This window comes from Allobosea sp. LjRoot237, from assembly GCF_964253285.1.
Classification (GTDB): Bacteria; Pseudomonadota; Alphaproteobacteria; order Rhizobiales; family Beijerinckiaceae; genus Allobosea.
Genome location: NZ_CAXUQP020000001.1, coordinates 2363353 through 2379536 on the forward strand (window position 1 = coordinate 2363353; position 16184 = coordinate 2379536).

The window sequence follows — 16184 nt, forward strand, 5'->3', positions numbered from 1 at the left end:
CTGCATCGTCGCCCGTCCTAGCCGTTACGCTGGATCAGGATCTCGACGCGTCGGTTCTTAGCCTTGCCGGCTGCGGTTGCGTTGGTGTCGATCGGCGCGTCGGTGCCCTTGCCCTCGGTGCTGATCCGGTTCGGTTGCTTCAGCTTGCTTTTCAAGAGGTCGCCGACCGCGACCGCGCGTGCCTTCGACAGTTCGAGGTTGGAGGGGAAGCGGGCGGTGCGGATGGGGTCCGAGTCCGAGTGGCCGACGACCTTGATCGAGCCACCTTCCTCGTTGAGCACGGCGGAGATCCGCTCGATCAGCGGGCGGAATTCGTTGCGGACCACCGCCTGACCCGGATCGAACAGGGTGATGTCCATCAGACGCACGATGATCAGGTTCGGCGTGACCTGGCAGGTGATCGGCGGCTGCACCGTGCCGCAGACCTTGGGCGGCTGCGCCGGGGGCGGCAGTGGCGGCGGCGGCCGGGCGGCGACCTTGCGGATGATCTCGATGTCGCCCTTGGGGTGGACCGAGAGCAGAGCGGCGGCCGAGGCCTCGGCATTGCCGCCGAGCAAAGCGCGGAAGATGAAATAGAGGCCGAGCACGGCGACCGCCGCGACGGCGGCGACCGACCAGACCGGTATCTTGAAGCGCGCCAGCCGCGCGACCAGAGCCTGGCCCTGCCAGCGCGGCGACAGTTCGGGATCGGGCTGCTTCACGCGCCGCAGCGTCTCGAACAGGCTGCGCTGGATCATCTGCAGGTTGGCGGCGCCGCCGGCCGAGGTGCGGTGCACGCCCTCGAAACCGAGCGCCAGGCAGGCATGCATCAATTCGAGCAGGTCATAATTGACGCTCGGGTCCCGCTTGGCGCGCTCGAGCTCCTCGAAGAAGCGGACACCGCCAGTGCGCTCGCCGAAGAAGCGCGAGAGCATGCTGTACTGCGTCCAGACATGGCGCTCGTCGCCGGGGATGTTCTGGACGATGTCGTCGGCGAAGGCGCAGATGATGTATTTCGCTGTCCGCGTCTGCTCGGCGGTGAAGCCGGCCGCGCGCACCTCATGGTCGAAGGCCTCGATCGTCTCGCCGACCTGGCCGATCATCTGCGTCGCCGGCGCGCTGCTGATGTTGGCGCGCAGGCGCCCGAGCAGGAGCAGCAGCGGGCCGGCCGCCTTGAGCAGTGGATTGGTGTTCGGCGTGAGCATCTGCTCGCGCTTCGGCAGAGCCTGCGGCACGTAGCCCTGTGGGGGTGGTGGCGGGCTTTGCCGCGGCTGCGGCTGTGCCATCCACTCCTCGCCGCCAGGTACGCCGGGCGAGGGGGCACCTTGCGGGTATTGGGGGCCGCCCGAGGGCCCATACGGCGAGGCCTGTGGCGGGTAGCCGGCGGGCTGTTGTGGCGGATAGGGCGCGTTCGGCGGCGGATAAGGCTGACCCTGCGGCGGGTAGCCGGGCTGCCCCGGCGCCGGACGCGAGGGTGGAGGCACGCGCCGTCCCGCCGGATTCGGCCGGATGAAGGTCCGGTCGGAGCGGCCAAACGGATCGGACGGGCCGTCGTTGCTCATCGCCTGCCCTCGAGCACGGCCCAGAGCTCCATTTCGAGATCGGGCCAGTCACCGGAGAAATGCATGCCGATCGAGCTCGCCGTGCTGAACTCCGGCCAGAGCGGCGAGGTGCGGTCGAGGTAGAAATAGACGTGGTCGGTCAGCGCCCGGATCTGGGGCGGTGGCGTCGGCAGGTGGACGAGATTGATGCCCGGCAGATGGGCATGGACGATCTCGTTCATCTTGGTGTTGGGGCCGATCTTGAACAGATGCGGGAACTGCGACTGGATCTCGGTCAGCGGCCGGCGCGCCGCGACCTCCAGGATCAGCGTCGCGTTGCGCATCAAAGCGCGGTCGCGGATGGTCGACATGAAGGCGTTCTGCGCGCGCTCGACGATCTCGAGCCGAATGGCGCGGCGGCCGAGCTGGGCCGAGAGGAAGTCCTGGATGTCGCGCACCACCGGGGTGAAGCAACCTTCCAGGTCGTCGTGATCATAGGCCGGGTAGTCGCGGGCGCGGCGCTCGGCGGTGGTAAAGGTCGCGAGCTCACCGGCGATGGCGAGCAAGGCGATGAACAGCCGCTCGGGATGGACGAAGCGCGAGCCGCGCATATGCTTCAGCACCGGAATGTGCCGATTGAGCAATTGCAGGATGAAATAGTCGGCGCTCTGCAGGCCGCCGCCGGCGGTCGGGTCGGCGGCGTAGCGGGCGAGCTCCTCGAGCTTGTTGTCGATCCAGCCGATGACACGGTCCATCCAGCCGTCGACCACGGGATGGGCCGAGCAGAGCAGCACCGGCGGCGCGAATTTCTCGTCGAACAGGATGGCGCGGTCGCGCACCTCGAGCACCCGCCCGAGCGCGAGGCCGACATAGCCTGGCTTACCGGTCTTGCGCAGTTCGAGGCCGAAGCGCGGATGGGCGATGTCGATCTCCTCGTCGACCCGCAGCGAGGCGGTCGAGTCGATCAGCATCTCGGTCGCCGGATAGAAGCGGCTGGCCGAGCCGTTCAGGCTGTCCTCGACCTCGCGGGTATTGGAGGAGGCGAGCGGCAGCGAGAGCCAGGCGACCTGGCCGGCGGCGTTCTCCGGCACCTCGATCGCCGGCGGCAGCGGTGAGTTGTCCGGCATGGCGAAGGGCGTGCCGTCCGGCATCACGCCAACGGCGCGCCTGAGCCCGATGCGGCTCTGCTGCGCCAGGTCGCGGTCGATCTCGAGCACCGAGAACCCCCACGGATAAGGCGTGACGTGCCGAACGCGATTCTCCAGCAGATTTTCGAGATAACGATCGTTCTGCTGCAGGTGATGCGGCCGCAGGAACAAGCCTTCGGACCAGACGACCTTACTATACCACGACATCCGGTTCTCGCTATCTCAAGGCCTATGCAGGACAATATACGGCTCGTTCCCGAGCGTCACCATTGCAATGTCATCGATGCCTCGACCATTGCCGGATTCAGGGCGCATTTCGCTGGGGCGCTGCGAAATGATCGCAAGAGCGCGCAGATGGATGTAGCGTGAGAGGCAGCCAACGGCCGTCGCCTATTGGGGCAGCAGGATGAACCAGAACCAGGCGCCAGATTACGATCGCAGCGGTCGGTTCCCGATCGACGAGGATGGCTGGCAGATCGTCGATCTCAACCGGATGCTCTATCCGGGCGGCCCGCATGCCCTGCGGGTTCATGCGCCGGGGCTCCCGGCATTCCATTTCGGCTGGCGGTTTTCGACGAATAGCCCGGCTCCGAGCGACAACCGCATCGTCGCTTCGCATATCGGCGCCAAGCTCGGCGGGTCGCCATTGCCACCGGTGAGCTTCACCCCGACTGTGCTCGTGCGGATCCAGGAACGCTTGCGCATCTACGCCATGCTCCATCCGCTGCCGCTGTTCGGAGAGAGGATCACCGGCGTCGATTTCGTCGCCGAGGATCCGATGGTCGAGATCTTCTGAGATGGCCAAGCTGAGCCCCGCGGATGCGATTGCGCAGATCAAGCCGGGAGCGACCCTGGACGAGCTGCGCGCCTTGGCGCGCCAGGTCTCGGCCGCACCCGCAGGCCCCGATGTTATCCTCTATTCCGCCGTCTCGGATGCGGCGAAGCGGGCCTGTCAGGGGACGACGGGCTATGCTCTGATCGATGATACGGAGCGCGCCACCTTCCTGTCGAACAACGATTTCCTGTTTGCAGTCGCGCAGGCGGTCGGAATCACCGAGACCAACCCGAAACGCGCCATCGATAATCTGATGCAAGGCAGCCGTCTGCCGGATGGGCATCCCGACAAGGCTGCGGCGACCATCGGCAACGCTGCCATGTTCGGTGTCGAGGGCGATGCGGCGGCGTTGCAGAGCTCGTTCTGGGGCGAGGCTTCGCGTGAATTCGCCGAGGGCGCATCCGGACATGTCGTGCTGCTGCTGGGCCGCCCCGTCCAGAAGGTGTTCTGGGCGGTTGAATTGCCGGCGCTTCAAGCTGCCTGTGCTGCCGGCAAGCTTCCCGGCTCGACGATCAATGCGATTCCGATCGCGTCGCTGCCGCCCAATCCGAACGTCGCGCTCAGCACGCTTTGGCCCTCGGCCGAGGCGCGTGCGAAGCTATTCACTCCGCCGGCACCCCCCTCCTCGTCAGTGCCAGGCGGGGGTGGTGGAGGCGGCGGAGGAGGCGGAGGAGGTGGAGCCGGTCGCCCCGCCGCCCGCATTTTCGACCCGGTGATCCACCCTCTGCCAGGAATGCTGCAGCCGGGGCCGGGGAGCTTCAACGTGATCATCGGCGGCAAGCTCGCCTGGCGCGGGGTTCCGGCCGGCGCCGCGGCGGCGATCCAGGGGGCCAAGGCGACCTCTGACGCGGCGATCCAGGTCGCCGAGGCTGCGACGCTCGCGGCGGCGGGCACGCCAGGCGCGCCGGCCGCCAAGGTCGCGGAAGAAACCGCGAAGGCGACAGCCGCGACCAGCATGGGCTCGATGATCTCGGGCGCTGCCGGCGGGGCCGACATCCATATCTGCGCGACGCCGCTGCCGATTCCGCCGCACGGGCCAGGCGTCGTCATCGACGGTTCGCAGACCGTGCTGGTCAACGGCTTGCCGCTTTGCCGCATGGGCGACACGATCATCGAGGCGGTCGGTCCGCCCAACAAGATCGCCATGGGCGAGCCTACCGTGTTGATCGGTGGCTGAGATGGGGCGTCGTCGTTCTCCCGATCGCGCCGTCTCTGGCCAGGAGCGCTTCCGCCTGCTGCGGGTCCAGCGCTTTTCTTCCGATACCGAAAAGGCGATCTGGCATGGGCGTTCGCGCAATGCGCGCGTCGCCAAGGTGCTGGTCTACATGGCGGCGATCCGGATGCCGGGCCAGGGCGGGCTGCCGCTGACGCCCAATCCGAGCGTGACCTGCAAAGGCGCGGAACAGCAGTTCTTCAGCGCCTCCGGCGAGAACCAGGCGGCGCATCTGCTGCCTGGCCAGATCCTGATCGACAATACCTATCCCTGGCTTTTCCTGCAGGGAGAGCCGGCGCGGCTCTTGCAGAACGAATTCGCCTATGTCGACCCGATCCATGCCAACTACAACGCCGCCGACCGGCTGGCCGAGCGCAACGGCATGGTCGATACGTTCGCTGCCGCCTGCCGCGCCGTGCTGACCGGCACGGGCGAGCCTGAGCGCGACGTCTCGAATGCCTATCATCGCGTCTGGGTTACGGGGGCATTGGCGGCGATCGCCGCGGCCGAGCACGAGTTACGCTCCGAGCCGCTGCCGCCGCCGCTGGTCTATGGTGCGCCCGGAACCGAGGATTACGGCATGATCCTCAATCTCGAGGAACGCGGCCAGGCGATGAACGATGAGGAGATCTGGAACAATTTCGAGCAGCTCAGCATGCTCGATTATTATCGCGCCGCTTTCGACGAGACGCCGTCGGAGATCGAGCCGCGTGCGATCATCGGGCTGCTCTCGGGCCTGGTCAGGTAGCTTCCCCGCAAACTGCGCACCGAGGGCTGCGAAACCCGACCTTAAGGAATTCGCGTGCAGCAGTGACCTCCCTCAACTGGAGGTCGCTGACATGGTGCAGCGCCATATGCTTGATCGCCTGCGGGCCGTCAGCCTGCGCCATCAGGTCTATGCTGCGAGCTGTGCCTTCTTCGTCGTGATCTGCGCGCTGGTGGCGGTCGCTATCCTGTCCTTCCGGCAGCAGGCCGAATACCAGGACAAGCTCGGCCTGTCGGCGCGCTCGGCCGTCAATATCGAGCGGGCGAACGGGTTGATCTACGCCGTCGTGATGGAATCGCGCGGCATCTACATGTCGAGCGATGTGGCGACCGTGGCGCGCTACGGCGACAACCTGCTGCGGCGCAATCGCGATCTCGCCGACGTCGTCGAAGCCTGGGAGAAAATCGTCCGGGACGACGATGCCGAACTCTTTGCGGCGTTCAAGGGACGCATCGCCGACTTCATCCGCTTCCGGGCCGAGCTCGTGCGCCGCGCCAACGCCATCGGTCAGGCCGCCGGCCGGGCATGGGGTGACAACGAAGCAAACCGCACGACCCGGACCGCCCTCAATGACGACTTCGAGGCGCTCGGGCGCGTCTATGCGCGACGGGCCGACGAGATCGTCGCCCTGAACCAGCGCGCCTGGTTCACCACCTTGCTGATCATCCTGCTCGGTCTCGTCGCGTTCGCTCTCGCTGCTTACGTTGGCGCGGTGATCCGCCGCTCGCTGATCGCCCCGTTGCACGACATCACTGAAACCGCCGACCGCATCGCGGCCGGCAAGGTCGTCGTCACCGTGCCGCATAGCGAGCGGCTCGACGAAGTCGGCAAGCTCGGTCAGGCCGTACAACAGCTCCAGGACACGCTGGTTCGTAACAAGGAGCTGCGGACGCTTGAACGGACAAGCTCGCGGCAGCGCGACAATCTCGAAATTCAGCTCCAGGAGAACAAGCGCCATCTGCTGGCAGCGATCAACAGCATGATGCCGGGCCTGATGATGCTGGATCTGGAGGGCAGGGTCATCCTGATGAACGAGTCCTACCGGAAGATCTATCGGCTTCCGCAGGACATGCCGCAATCGGGCCTGACGATCCGCGACATCCTCCGGCGCCGGATCGAGATCGGCACATTTTCCGGCGACGTCGAGAGCTATGTCGAGGCCATCCTCGTGCGGATCGAGCAGGGCAGGCCCGCCGTCAAGCATGTCGACCTGAAGGACGGACGCGTCATTCGCATCGTCGAGCGGCCGATGAATGGCGGCACCGGCTGGGTGTCAACGCATGAGGACTTCACCGAGCAGCGGCATCTGCAGCGCTCGCTCGAGCGCACCGAGCATCTGCTCGCCGCGATCATGGAGAACGTCCGCGTGGCCATCGTCGCCAAGGACGCGGCCACGCTCCGCTACATCTTCGTCAACCGCGCGGCAGAGACCCTGTTCGGCGTCGGCCGCGCAGAAATGGTCGGCCGGTCGGCACGCGACGTCTTCGGCACCGAGACGGCCGAGTGGATCGAGCACGAGGACCGGCAGCTCCAGCAGGCGGATGACGGAGCGCCGATGACGGTGCGCAGCATCGAGACGCCCGGGAACGGTCGCCGCCTGATCGGCATCCGGCGCCTGCCGATCGTCATGCATGACGGCGAATCTCGGGTGCTGCTGAGCCTGATCGAGGATCGGACCGAGCAGTCGGCGCTGGCGGGCGGTTGAGGCGGCGGTACGTCCGTTCAGCTCTCGCGACGCACAGGCGGCGCAGTAGCGACGATCAATCCAGCGACGACGATCACGGCGATGCCTGTCCAGGTCGCGGGCGAGGGCAGGTCGCCGAACAAGGCAAAGCCGAGCGCGGTTGCGCCGATCAGTTCGAGATAGACGAAGGGCGAGAGCGTCTGCACCTGCGCCAGGCGGAAGGCGCTGATCGTCATCAGGTTGCTGAGCGTCGAAACGAGGCCCATCAGCAGGATGAGCATCAGGCCTTCGCGCGTCGGCGTCGCCCATTGCAGCAGGGCGAAGGGCATCAGCATCACGATGCCGAGCACGAGCTGGATCGTCAGCGTCGCCACCGGCGGCCGGTCCTGCGCGGTGGCGCGGGTCAGCACCAGATAGCAGGCCATGCATAAGCCGGAGGCGAGCGCGATCAGCGTGTCGGCGCTGGTCTCGGTGCCCGGGCGCACGACGAGAATCGCACCGACAAAGCCGAGGGCGACTGCAAGCAGTTTTCGCCGGTCGAGCCGCTCGCGTAGCGCGATCGAAGCGAGCAGGGTTGCCGCTATCGGGGCGATGAAATAGGCGCCGAGCGCATCGGCCAGCGGAATCCGCGCGATCGCGACGAAATAGAGCGTCATCGCTGCGACGAGGAAGGCGGTGCGCAGAATCTGCGCCAGCCAGTATCGACCTGACGACGCGGGTGGAGCCACCGGCTTCTGTCCACGCCAGAGCAGGGTGACCGGAAGGATGAAACCGAGTGCCGCGACATAGCGCACCCAGCTCAGGAAGACGGGTGAGTGGGCACCGCTGAGGTATTTGGCGATGGCGTCGGAGGTCGGGATGATCAGCATCGCCGTAGCCATCAGCACAATGCCGAGCGTCTCGTTACGGAGCCGAGGGCGCGGCTGATCGGGGGAGGAGGCCATGCGGCGGAGCCTTACATGATTCCGTCTGACGGCAGGTGCTGTCGTTAACGTCTTTGAAGTCTCGGTAAACGCTCGTTAACCGCTTGCGGTATTGGCCAGCCAGCACTGCCCTTGCGATATTGACGCGAACAAACAGAAAACTAATATGAACATATAGAGAACATTGGAGATCGGACATGCTGGTTGCCCGCAAGCTGATGGCTGGAGCCGTGGAGTTCCTCGCGCTCGCGCTCTTCGTCGGAATGATCTGGGTCTGGGCCGCGCTCGCCTCAGGACCCCACGTTTGACAGCATTGCGAACGGGGTGGGGCAGGCTTTGGCGGTGTGTCCACAGCCTCCCACCCCGGCCCGCTCGACCGGGATGGGGTGGCGCGCCATAACCGGTTCGGAGCATGCTCCAGGATCAAGAATCGGCGCAGGTCCTCCCGCTCAGCAACCTGGCTGAACGGATGGTGCGCCGGAGGGCGCGATGACCGACCGCAAAGACGACAAACTGGTTCAGGACGAGGTCGGCTTCGTCCACCTCCATGTCCATTCGAGCTACTCGCTGCTCGAAGGCGCGATCCAGGTCGGCACGCTCGCCAAGCTCGCTGCAGGCGACGGCCAGCCGGCCATGGCGCTGACCGACACCAACAACCTGTTCGGTGCGCTCGAATTCTCGGAGAAGCTGGCGAGCTCCGGCATCCAGCCGATCGCCGGCGTGCAGCTCTCCGTCGATTTCGGCGATGAGGAGAGTGGCGGGCGCAAGCCGATCCAGAGTGTTACGCCGCATCTCGTCCTGCTGGCGACGAGCGAGGCCGGCTACAGCAACCTGATGAAGCTTGTGACGCAGGCCTGCCTGGTGGCGGGGGCCGGTGCGCCGGTCGCAGCGATCGACCATGTCGCCGCATGCGGCCATGATCTCATCGCGCTGACCGGCGGCTTCGGTGGGCCGCTCGACGCGGCGCTGCGTGCCGGCCAGCCGGCCCAGGCGGCGGCACGGCTCGCGCGTCTGCGGGAGATCTTCGGCGATCGGCTTTATGTCGAGCTCCAACGCCATGATCGCGAAGACGGGGCGGCGATCGAGGCCGGGCTGCTGCGGCTCGCCTATGATTCCGACCTGCCGATCGTCGCCACCAACGAGCCCTATTTCGGCAAGCCTGCCGATTTCGAGGCGCATGACGCGCTGCTCGCGGTCGCGGCCGGCAGGCTCGTCTCCGACAATGAGCGCCGGCGCGTCACGCCGGAGCATTATTTCGCCAGCCGGGCCGAGATGAAGCGGCGCTTCGCCGATCTGCCCGAGGCGCTAGCCTCGACTGTCGAGATCGCCCGGCGCTGCTCCTGGCGCGTCGGCCTGCGCCGGCCGATCCTGCCGCGCTTCGGCGAGGAGGGGCGTGACGAAGCGGAGGAGCTGGAGAGTCAGGCGAAGGCGGGGCTCGAGGCACGGCTGGCCAAGCATGGCCCGGCTGCGGCCTTCACCGTCGAGGACTACGAAAAGCGGCTCGCCTTCGAGCTCTCGATCATCACCCGGATGAAATTTCCGGGCTATTTCCTCATCGTTGCCGACTTCATCAAATGGGCCAAGGACCATGACATCCCGGTCGGGCCGGGGCGCGGTTCGGGCGCGGGTTCGCTCGTCGCCTATGCCTTGACGATCACCGACGTCGACCCGCTGCGCTTCGGCCTGCTGTTCGAGCGCTTCCTCAATCCCGACCGTGTCTCGATGCCGGACTTCGACATCGACTTCTGCCAGTACCGGCGTGAAGAGGTGATCGAATACGTCAAGCATCGCTATGGCGAGCAGCGCGTCGCCCAGATCATCACCTTTGGCACCTTGCAGGCGCGTGGCGTGCTGCGCGACGTCGGCCGCGTGCTGGAGATGCCCTATGGCCAGGTCGACAAGCTGACCAAGCTGGTGCCGCAGAATCCGGCCAAGCCGATCACCTTGCCCGAAGCCATCGCCGGCGAACCCAAGCTGCAGGAGGCGGCGGCCGAGGAGCCGGTTGTCGCCCGCCTGCTCGAGATCGCCCAGAAGCTCGAAGGTCTGCACCGCCACGCCTCGACCCACGCCGCCGGCGTCGTCATCGGCGACAGGCCGCTGGAGGAACTGGTCGCGCTCTCGGTCGATCCGCGCACCGGCATGCGTGTCACCCAGTTCAACATGAAATGGGTTGAGCAGGCCGGGCTGGTGAAGTTCGACTTTCTCGGCCTCAAGACCCTGACGACGCTCAACATTGCCGTGCAGCTCATTTCCCAGCGCGGCATTGCGATCGATCTGGCGCAGCTGCCCTTCGACGACCCCAAGACCTACGAGATGCTGTCGCGCGGCGAGACGGTCGGCGTGTTCCAGGTGGAATCGGTCGGCATGCGCAAGGCGCTGGTCGAGATGAAGGCCGACCGGATCGAGGATTTGATCGCGCTGGTGGCGCTCTACCGCCCTGGCCCGATGGACAACATCCCGACCTATTGCCGCCGCAAGCTCGGGCTGGAGGAGCCGACTTATCTGCACCCCGGCATGGAGCCGTTCCTGTCCGAGACGCATGGCATCATCGTCTACCAGGAACAGGTGATGCAGGTGGCGCAGGCGCTCTCGGGCTATTCGCTCGGCGAAGCCGATCTGCTGCGCCGCGCGATGGGCAAAAAGATCAAATCCGAGATGGACGCCCAGCGCGACCGTTTCGTGAAGGGCGCGATCGAGGCCGGGCTGAAGAAGGATCTGGCCTCCGAGATCTTCGACCTGCTGGCAAAGTTCGCCGATTACGGCTTCAACAAGAGCCATGCGGCCGCCTATGCCGTGGTCGCCTTCCAGACCGCCTATCTCAAGGCGAATTACCCGGTCGAGTTCCTCGCGGCGTCGATGACGCTCGATATCGGCAACACCGACAAGCTCTCCGAATTCCGCCGCGACGCCGAGCGGCTCGGCATCAAGGTCGAGCCGCCCTCGATCAACCGCTCCGGCGTGGATTTCGACGTCGCCGACGGCGCGATCCGCTATGCGCTCGGCGCGATCAAGGGGGTCGGCCGTGCCGCAGTGGAGTCGATCGTCGTGGCGCGCGCCAAGGAGGGCCCGTTCCGCGACCTCGCCGACTTCGCCCGCAGGATCGACACGCGCCTGGTCAATCGCCGTACCATCGAGGCGCTGATTTCGGCCGGCTCGCTCGACGAGGTGGAGCCGGAGCGGGCCAAGGCGATGGCGGCGGTCGACGGCATGCTGGCGCTCGCGAACCGCACCCGCGACGAGGCGGCGGCCGGACAGCTCGATATGCTCGGCCGCGGGATGGTGCAGGAGGAATTCCGCATCCCATCCTTCGAGCCCTGGGCGCCCGCCGAGCGATTGCAGCGCGAGCACGATGCTGTCGGCTTCTTCCTCTCCGGCCATCCGCTCGACGATTATGAGCATCTGCTCAAGCGCCTGCGGGTGCAGAGCTATGCCGATTTCGCCCGCAATGTCCGCGCCAGCGGCACCTCGATCGCCAAGGTCGCGGCCTCCGTCATCGACAGGTCGGAGCGACGGACCAAGTCCGGCAACAAGATGGGCATCGTGCAGCTGTCCGATCCCAGTGGCCAGTTCGAGGCGATCCTGTTCTCGGAAGGCCTGCAGCGCTATCGCGAGCTGCTCGAGCCCGGGGCGGCGCTGGTCCTGCGGCTCTCGGCCGTGCTCGACGGCGAGGAGGTGCGCCCGCGCATCGAGGATTGCGAGCGGCTCGACGATCTCGCCAACCGGCAGAAGCAGGACCTCTGCATCTTCCTGCGCGACGACAAGGCGCTGTCCTCTATCGCCGAACGCGTGAAGCCGCGCGACGGCGTGCGCGCCGACGGCAAGGTCTCGCTGGTGATGATCCTCGACGACGGCGCCCAGGAGGTCGAGATCGAATTGCCAGGGCGCTATCCGGTCAACCAGCAGGTCGCCAATGCGGTCCGCGCCGCGCCGGGCGTGGTGAACGTCGAATTGCGCTGACGAGTCTTGGATGCCCTCTCAGCCCTCATCCTGAGGAGCGATCGTAGATCGCGTCTCGAAGGATGCTCCAGCTGGCTCCGGAGCTTCCTGAATCATCCTTCGAGACGCCGCTGTGCGGCTCCTCAGGATGAGGGCTGAGAAGAATGGCGTGGTTTCCTGAGCTTGCGCCGTAAGCTGCTGCGGCGTCAGATGCGCCGAAGCCGGTTGCAGAGAAAGCCGGTCGCCTGGGGGACTAAATGAAGCAGTATGTCGCGCGCATCCCGATGAGCCTCGCCGTTCCCGAGGCGATGCACTGGGCGATCAAGGACGTGCTCGAAGGCGAGTACGAAGCCGGCTTCGACGGCGTCGGCCTCGACATTCTCGACATCGGCGCCAATGTCGGCTCGTTCGCGCTCTGGGCGAGCGCGCGCTGGCCCGGTAGCGCGGTGACCTCCTACGAGCCGCATCCAGGAACCTTTGCGCTGCTGCAGCAGAATACCCGGCTGCGCCGCGACATCGTCACGGTCAACGCTGCGCTGTTCCCGGGCGGTCAGAAAACGGCGACCTTCCTCAGCCGCTTTGCCGGCGACGGTGAATCGGGGCTCGCCTCCTATGCCGGCGACACGTTCGTGGCCGGGGCAATGGTCGAGCGTTACGAGGTGGCCGTGGTCGATCCGGCGAGCCTGCCCTCGGCTGACATCGTCAAGATCGATATCGAGGGCGGGGAGGGCGACGTGCTCGACCATCTCGACCTGTCGAAGACCTCGCTGGTGCTGCTCGAATACCAGAACCGCAAGAATCGCCTACAGTTGGAAGCACGCCTTAAGGCTGATTTCGAACTGATCGACACGGTCGAGCACATCTGGGATCCGCTGCTCGAACAGCATTGCTACCGGCCCGATCTCGCCGGCGACGTCTATGGCCGCATGTTCGCCGCCCGCAGGGGCATCACGCGAATGACGCGGGCGGCGGGAGAATGAGCGGCGGCCTGCGCCCGGCTGTCGTCACTGTCGGCGCGCGAAAGCATATCGTCGCGCTCTGGTTGGCAGTATCATGGTGCGCTTCGGTTCCGGCTCCGCACCTCCGGCCGCCGAGACGCCGATAGCAGCTCGGGAGGCGAAGATGCAGGATGGCTTCGGGATCGACCGGCGCAGTCTGGTCGCTGGCGCAACGGTGCTCGTCGCATCCGTCGCGGCGTCGCCGCTGAAGGCACAGGAGAAACCGGTGATCGACGCAAGGACCGCCCTCATCGTCGTCGACGTGCAGAACGATTTCTGCCCGGGCGGCAGCCTGGCGGTGGGCAAGGGCGACGAAGTCGTCGCCGTCATCAACGCCTTGGGCAAGCGCTTCGCCAATGTCGTCATGACGCAGGACTGGCACCCAGCCGGCCATTCATCCTTCGCCAGCAGCCATCCCGGCAAGAAGCCGTTCGAGATGATGCAGATGCCCTATGGCCCGCAGGTGCTCTGGCCCGACCACTGCATCCAGGGCAGCAAGGGCGCCGAGTTCCGCGCCGATCTCGACCTCACCATGGCGCAGACCATCGTGCGCAAGGGCTATCGCCGCGAGGTCGACAGCTATTCCGGCTTCGTCGAGGCCGACCGCAAGACGCCGACGGGCCTCGGCGGCTATCTCAGGGAACGCGGCGTGGCCCGCGCCGTGGTCGTCGGCCTCGCCACCGATTTCTGCGTCGGCTGGACGGCGCAGGATGCGGCGCGCAACGGACTGGAGACCCTCGTCGTCGAGGAGGCGTGCCGGGCGATCGACCTCAACGGTTCGCTCGACAAGGCCTGGGCCGACATGACGGCGCTCGGCGTGAAACGGGCGCGGCTCGCCGATTTGACCGGCTGAGCGGGGCGGCGCGGGCGATGTCGCGTGCAGAGCGCCTGCTCGACCTCGTCCAGGTGCTACGCCGGCATCGCCGGCCGATCAGCGGACGCAAGCTGGCCGAGGAGACCGGCGTCAGCATCCGCACGCTCTACCGCGACATCGCGACCTTGCAGGGGCAGGGCGCACCGATCGAGGGCGAGCCCGGGCTCGGCTATGTGCTCAAGCCCGGTTTCATGCTGCCGCCGCTGATGTTCGATGAGGACGAGATCGAGGCGCTGGTGCTCGGCTCGCGCTGGGTCGCGGGCCGCGCCGATGGCCGGCTCGCCGGCGCGGCGCACAACGCCATGGCCAAGATCGTCGCCGTGCTGCCCGCCGATCTGCGCGACAAGGCGGACGCCTCAGCGCTGCTGGTTGGCCCCGGCGCGAAGATCGTTTCGACGGGCGTCGATCTCAGCCTGATCCGCAAGGCGATCCGCTCCGAGCGGAAGCTGGCGCTGACCTATCAGGACGGCAAGGCAGCGGCGACGCAGCGTCTGGTCTGGCCGTTCGCGCTCGGCTTCTTCGACCATGTCCGCGTCGTCGTCGCCTGGTGCGAATTGCGCGATGATTTCCGGCATTTCCGCGCCGACCGTATCGCGCAGGCCGAGCTGGTCGACGTCCGCTATCCGCGCCGGCGTCAGGCGCTGCTCAGGCAATGGCGCGAACGCGAGGGAATTCCGCCGCCGTCTTGAGATACACTGCCGGAAATTGGCAGCACCCGCAGCGATCCTATGCCGGTCCTGAAACCGGAGATGACGCCGATGCTCGATGCCAATTTCATCATTCTCTATGTCGACAGCCCTGAGGCCAGCGCCCGCTTCTATGCCGACCTGATCGGCTCAGCGCCGCTCGAGGCATCGCCGACCTTCGCCATGTTCGCGCTACCGTCGGGAGCAAGACTCGGCCTCTGGTCGCGCCATACGGTCGAGCCGGGCGCTCAGGCGGCAGGAGGCGGCGGCGAGATCGCCGTGGTGGTCGGCAGTGTCGAGGCGGTCGATGCGACGCATGTCGACTGGCAGCAGCGGGGCCTTGCGATCCTGCAGCCGCCGACCGATCTCGACTTCGGCCGAACCTTCGTCGCGACCGATCCTGACGGGCACAGGCTGCGGGTCTTTCACCCGTTCGAGGGGTAGGCGCGCCTACCTCGCCAAGGCGCGCATCTGCACCTGGACGTCTCAAGCGGCGGCGATCACCTCGATCTCGACGAGCCAGTCCTCACGCAGGGTCTGCGCCACGATCGCGGTGGTCGGGATGGCGCGGCCGCCGAGGGCGGCGAGACGAGCGTTCTGATTGGCCTCGACGAAGCTCGCATCGCGCAAATAGCTGGTCAGGCGCACGATGTTGTCGACGCTCATGCTCGCCGAGGCGAGGATGGCGCGCAAATTGTTCCAGATCAGCGCGAGCTGTTCGTCGAGGGTCTCTCCGGGCTTGCCGGCTTCGTCGAGCCCCATGGTGCCACTGACGAAGAGCAGCCGCTGCGGGGCGACCACTTCCATTGCGTGGGCGTAGTCCGAGGTCGCCGGGTAGATGCCGCGGCTCGGATTATGGGCGATCAGCTGCATGGTTTCCTCCTCGCAGTCGTTGGGCCGAACGTTGTCTGGCGAGGGAGTGTTATGGCTGGAGGAGGTTCCTGCAGTAGCGGAAAAGCGAAAGCCGGGCGAAATACAGATGACATTCCGCTTCGGCCGTCGGTGCAGCGGGGAGGTGGCGCTTTCGGCGAAACGGTATCAGGCTTTCACAAGGACGGCCCGCTTCCGCAGCGCGCGAGGCTTCTTGTCGCGTCCTTGTCGCACCCGGCAGGAAGGCTATTCTGGTGCTGGGGAAGCGGGGCTTGCATCTGCAGATGCGTTCAACTTGAGAGAGATTTTCATGCTGCTTTCCTTAAAGCGCTTCACTGCGCTCGCCGCCTTTGCGGCTCTGTCCTGCGGCCAGGCTTTCGCCCAGAGCCAGGCCGATCAGCTCGCGATGGCCTATCAGGCCGGCCGTAACCAGCTCGGAATCCTGAGCTATTGCGCCGAGAAGGGTCATGTCGGCGCCGACGTCGTCGCGATCCAGGCCAAGGTACTGGCGCTGATTCCGCCCCCGGCCGACAAGAGCGCGGGTGATACCGCCGAGGCCGCCGGCAAGAAGGGCACGATCGCGATGATGGGCGTGACCCAGGATCTCGAGACGATTGCCAAGGCGCAGGGCGGCACGGCCGCGGCCTACTGCAAGCAGATCGGCGACGTCGTGCAGAAGGCGGCGGCATCGCTGCCCAAGTGAGATCTGAAATAGCCGCTCTGCCAGCGGT

The 16184-nt window shown here is 66.3% G+C and carries 14 protein-coding genes; 10 read left to right on the forward strand and 4 right to left on the reverse strand.

Annotation, left to right across the window (positions count from 1 at the left end):
- Positions 1-17: 17 nt before the first annotated feature.
- Together icmH and tssK are read right to left on the reverse strand one after the other, a co-directional pair.
- Complete coding sequence (gene icmH / locus ACSQ24_RS11495; protein ID WP_436094798.1) at positions 18-1541, reverse strand: type IVB secretion system protein IcmH/DotU; 1524 nt, start codon at positions 1539-1541, stop codon at positions 18-20.
- Positions 1538-2875 carry a type VI secretion system baseplate subunit TssK gene (gene tssK, locus ACSQ24_RS11500; RefSeq protein ID WP_436094799.1) on the reverse strand — a complete coding sequence of 446 codons (1338 nt, stop codon included), beginning with the start codon at positions 2873-2875 and terminating at the stop codon, positions 1538-1540. The genes icmH and tssK overlap by 4 nt, the downstream gene beginning before the upstream one ends.
- Positions 2876-3074: 199 nt before the next feature.
- On the opposite strand from tssK, the gene ACSQ24_RS11505 reads away from it, so the two are divergent.
- The 4 genes from ACSQ24_RS11505 to ACSQ24_RS11520 all read left to right on the forward strand — a co-directional run bounded on the left by ACSQ24_RS11505 (position 3075) and on the right by ACSQ24_RS11520 (position 7187).
- Complete coding sequence (locus ACSQ24_RS11505) at positions 3075-3464, forward strand: hypothetical protein (protein ID WP_436094800.1); 390 nt, start codon at positions 3075-3077, stop codon at positions 3462-3464.
- Between the two features lies 1 nt (position 3465).
- Positions 3466-4680 carry a PAAR domain-containing protein gene (locus tag ACSQ24_RS11510; RefSeq protein WP_436094801.1) on the forward strand — a complete coding sequence of 405 codons (1215 nt, stop codon included), beginning with the start codon at positions 3466-3468 and terminating at the stop codon, positions 4678-4680.
- A 1-nt stretch (position 4681) separates the two neighbouring features.
- The gene (locus ACSQ24_RS11515) at positions 4682-5464 is read left to right on the forward strand and encodes a hypothetical protein (protein ID WP_436094802.1); all 783 of its coding nucleotides are present in this window, start codon (positions 4682-4684) and stop codon (positions 5462-5464) included.
- A gap of 91 nt (positions 5465-5555) precedes the next feature.
- Positions 5556-7187 (forward strand): PAS-domain containing protein, encoded by a 1632-nt coding sequence (locus ACSQ24_RS11520; protein WP_436094803.1) that lies wholly within the window; start codon positions 5556-5558, stop codon positions 7185-7187.
- A gap of 17 nt (positions 7188-7204) precedes the next feature.
- Here ACSQ24_RS11520 and ACSQ24_RS11525 read toward each other — a convergent pair whose 3' ends face one another.
- Entirely contained in the window at positions 7205-8110 is a 906-nt protein-coding gene (locus ACSQ24_RS11525; RefSeq protein WP_436094804.1) for a DMT family transporter, read from the reverse strand.
- Positions 8111-8578: 468 nt separating this feature from the next.
- Between ACSQ24_RS11525 and dnaE the strand changes: the two genes are divergently transcribed.
- The 5 genes from dnaE to ACSQ24_RS11550 all read left to right on the forward strand — a co-directional run bounded on the left by dnaE (position 8579) and on the right by ACSQ24_RS11550 (position 15027).
- Entirely contained in the window at positions 8579-12046 is a 3468-nt protein-coding gene (gene dnaE, locus ACSQ24_RS11530) for a DNA polymerase III subunit alpha (protein WP_436094805.1), read from the forward strand.
- Between the two features lie 236 nt (positions 12047-12282).
- On the forward strand, positions 12283-13005 hold the full coding sequence (locus ACSQ24_RS11535; RefSeq protein ID WP_436094806.1) for an FkbM family methyltransferase: 723 nt from the start codon (positions 12283-12285) through the stop codon (positions 13003-13005).
- 142 nt (positions 13006-13147) lie between these two features.
- Complete coding sequence (gene pncA, locus ACSQ24_RS11540) at positions 13148-13876, forward strand: bifunctional nicotinamidase/pyrazinamidase (RefSeq protein WP_436094807.1); 729 nt, start codon at positions 13148-13150, stop codon at positions 13874-13876.
- A 17-nt stretch (positions 13877-13893) separates the two neighbouring features.
- Complete coding sequence (locus ACSQ24_RS11545; protein ID WP_436094808.1) at positions 13894-14586, forward strand: helix-turn-helix transcriptional regulator; 693 nt, start codon at positions 13894-13896, stop codon at positions 14584-14586.
- 69 nt (positions 14587-14655) lie between these two features.
- Positions 14656-15027, forward strand: coding sequence for a VOC family protein (locus ACSQ24_RS11550; RefSeq protein WP_436097875.1), 372 nt, complete (start codon positions 14656-14658; stop codon positions 15025-15027).
- 42 nt (positions 15028-15069) lie between these two features.
- On the opposite strand, the gene ACSQ24_RS11555 is transcribed toward ACSQ24_RS11550, so the two are convergent.
- Positions 15070-15456, reverse strand: a complete 387-nt coding sequence (locus ACSQ24_RS11555; protein ID WP_436094809.1) for a RidA family protein — start codon at positions 15454-15456, stop codon at positions 15070-15072.
- Between the two features lie 307 nt (positions 15457-15763).
- On the opposite strand from ACSQ24_RS11555, the gene ACSQ24_RS11560 reads away from it, so the two are divergent.
- Positions 15764-16156 (forward strand): pore-forming ESAT-6 family protein, encoded by a 393-nt coding sequence (locus ACSQ24_RS11560; RefSeq protein ID WP_436094810.1) that lies wholly within the window; start codon positions 15764-15766, stop codon positions 16154-16156.
- Positions 16157-16184 lie beyond the last annotated feature (28 nt).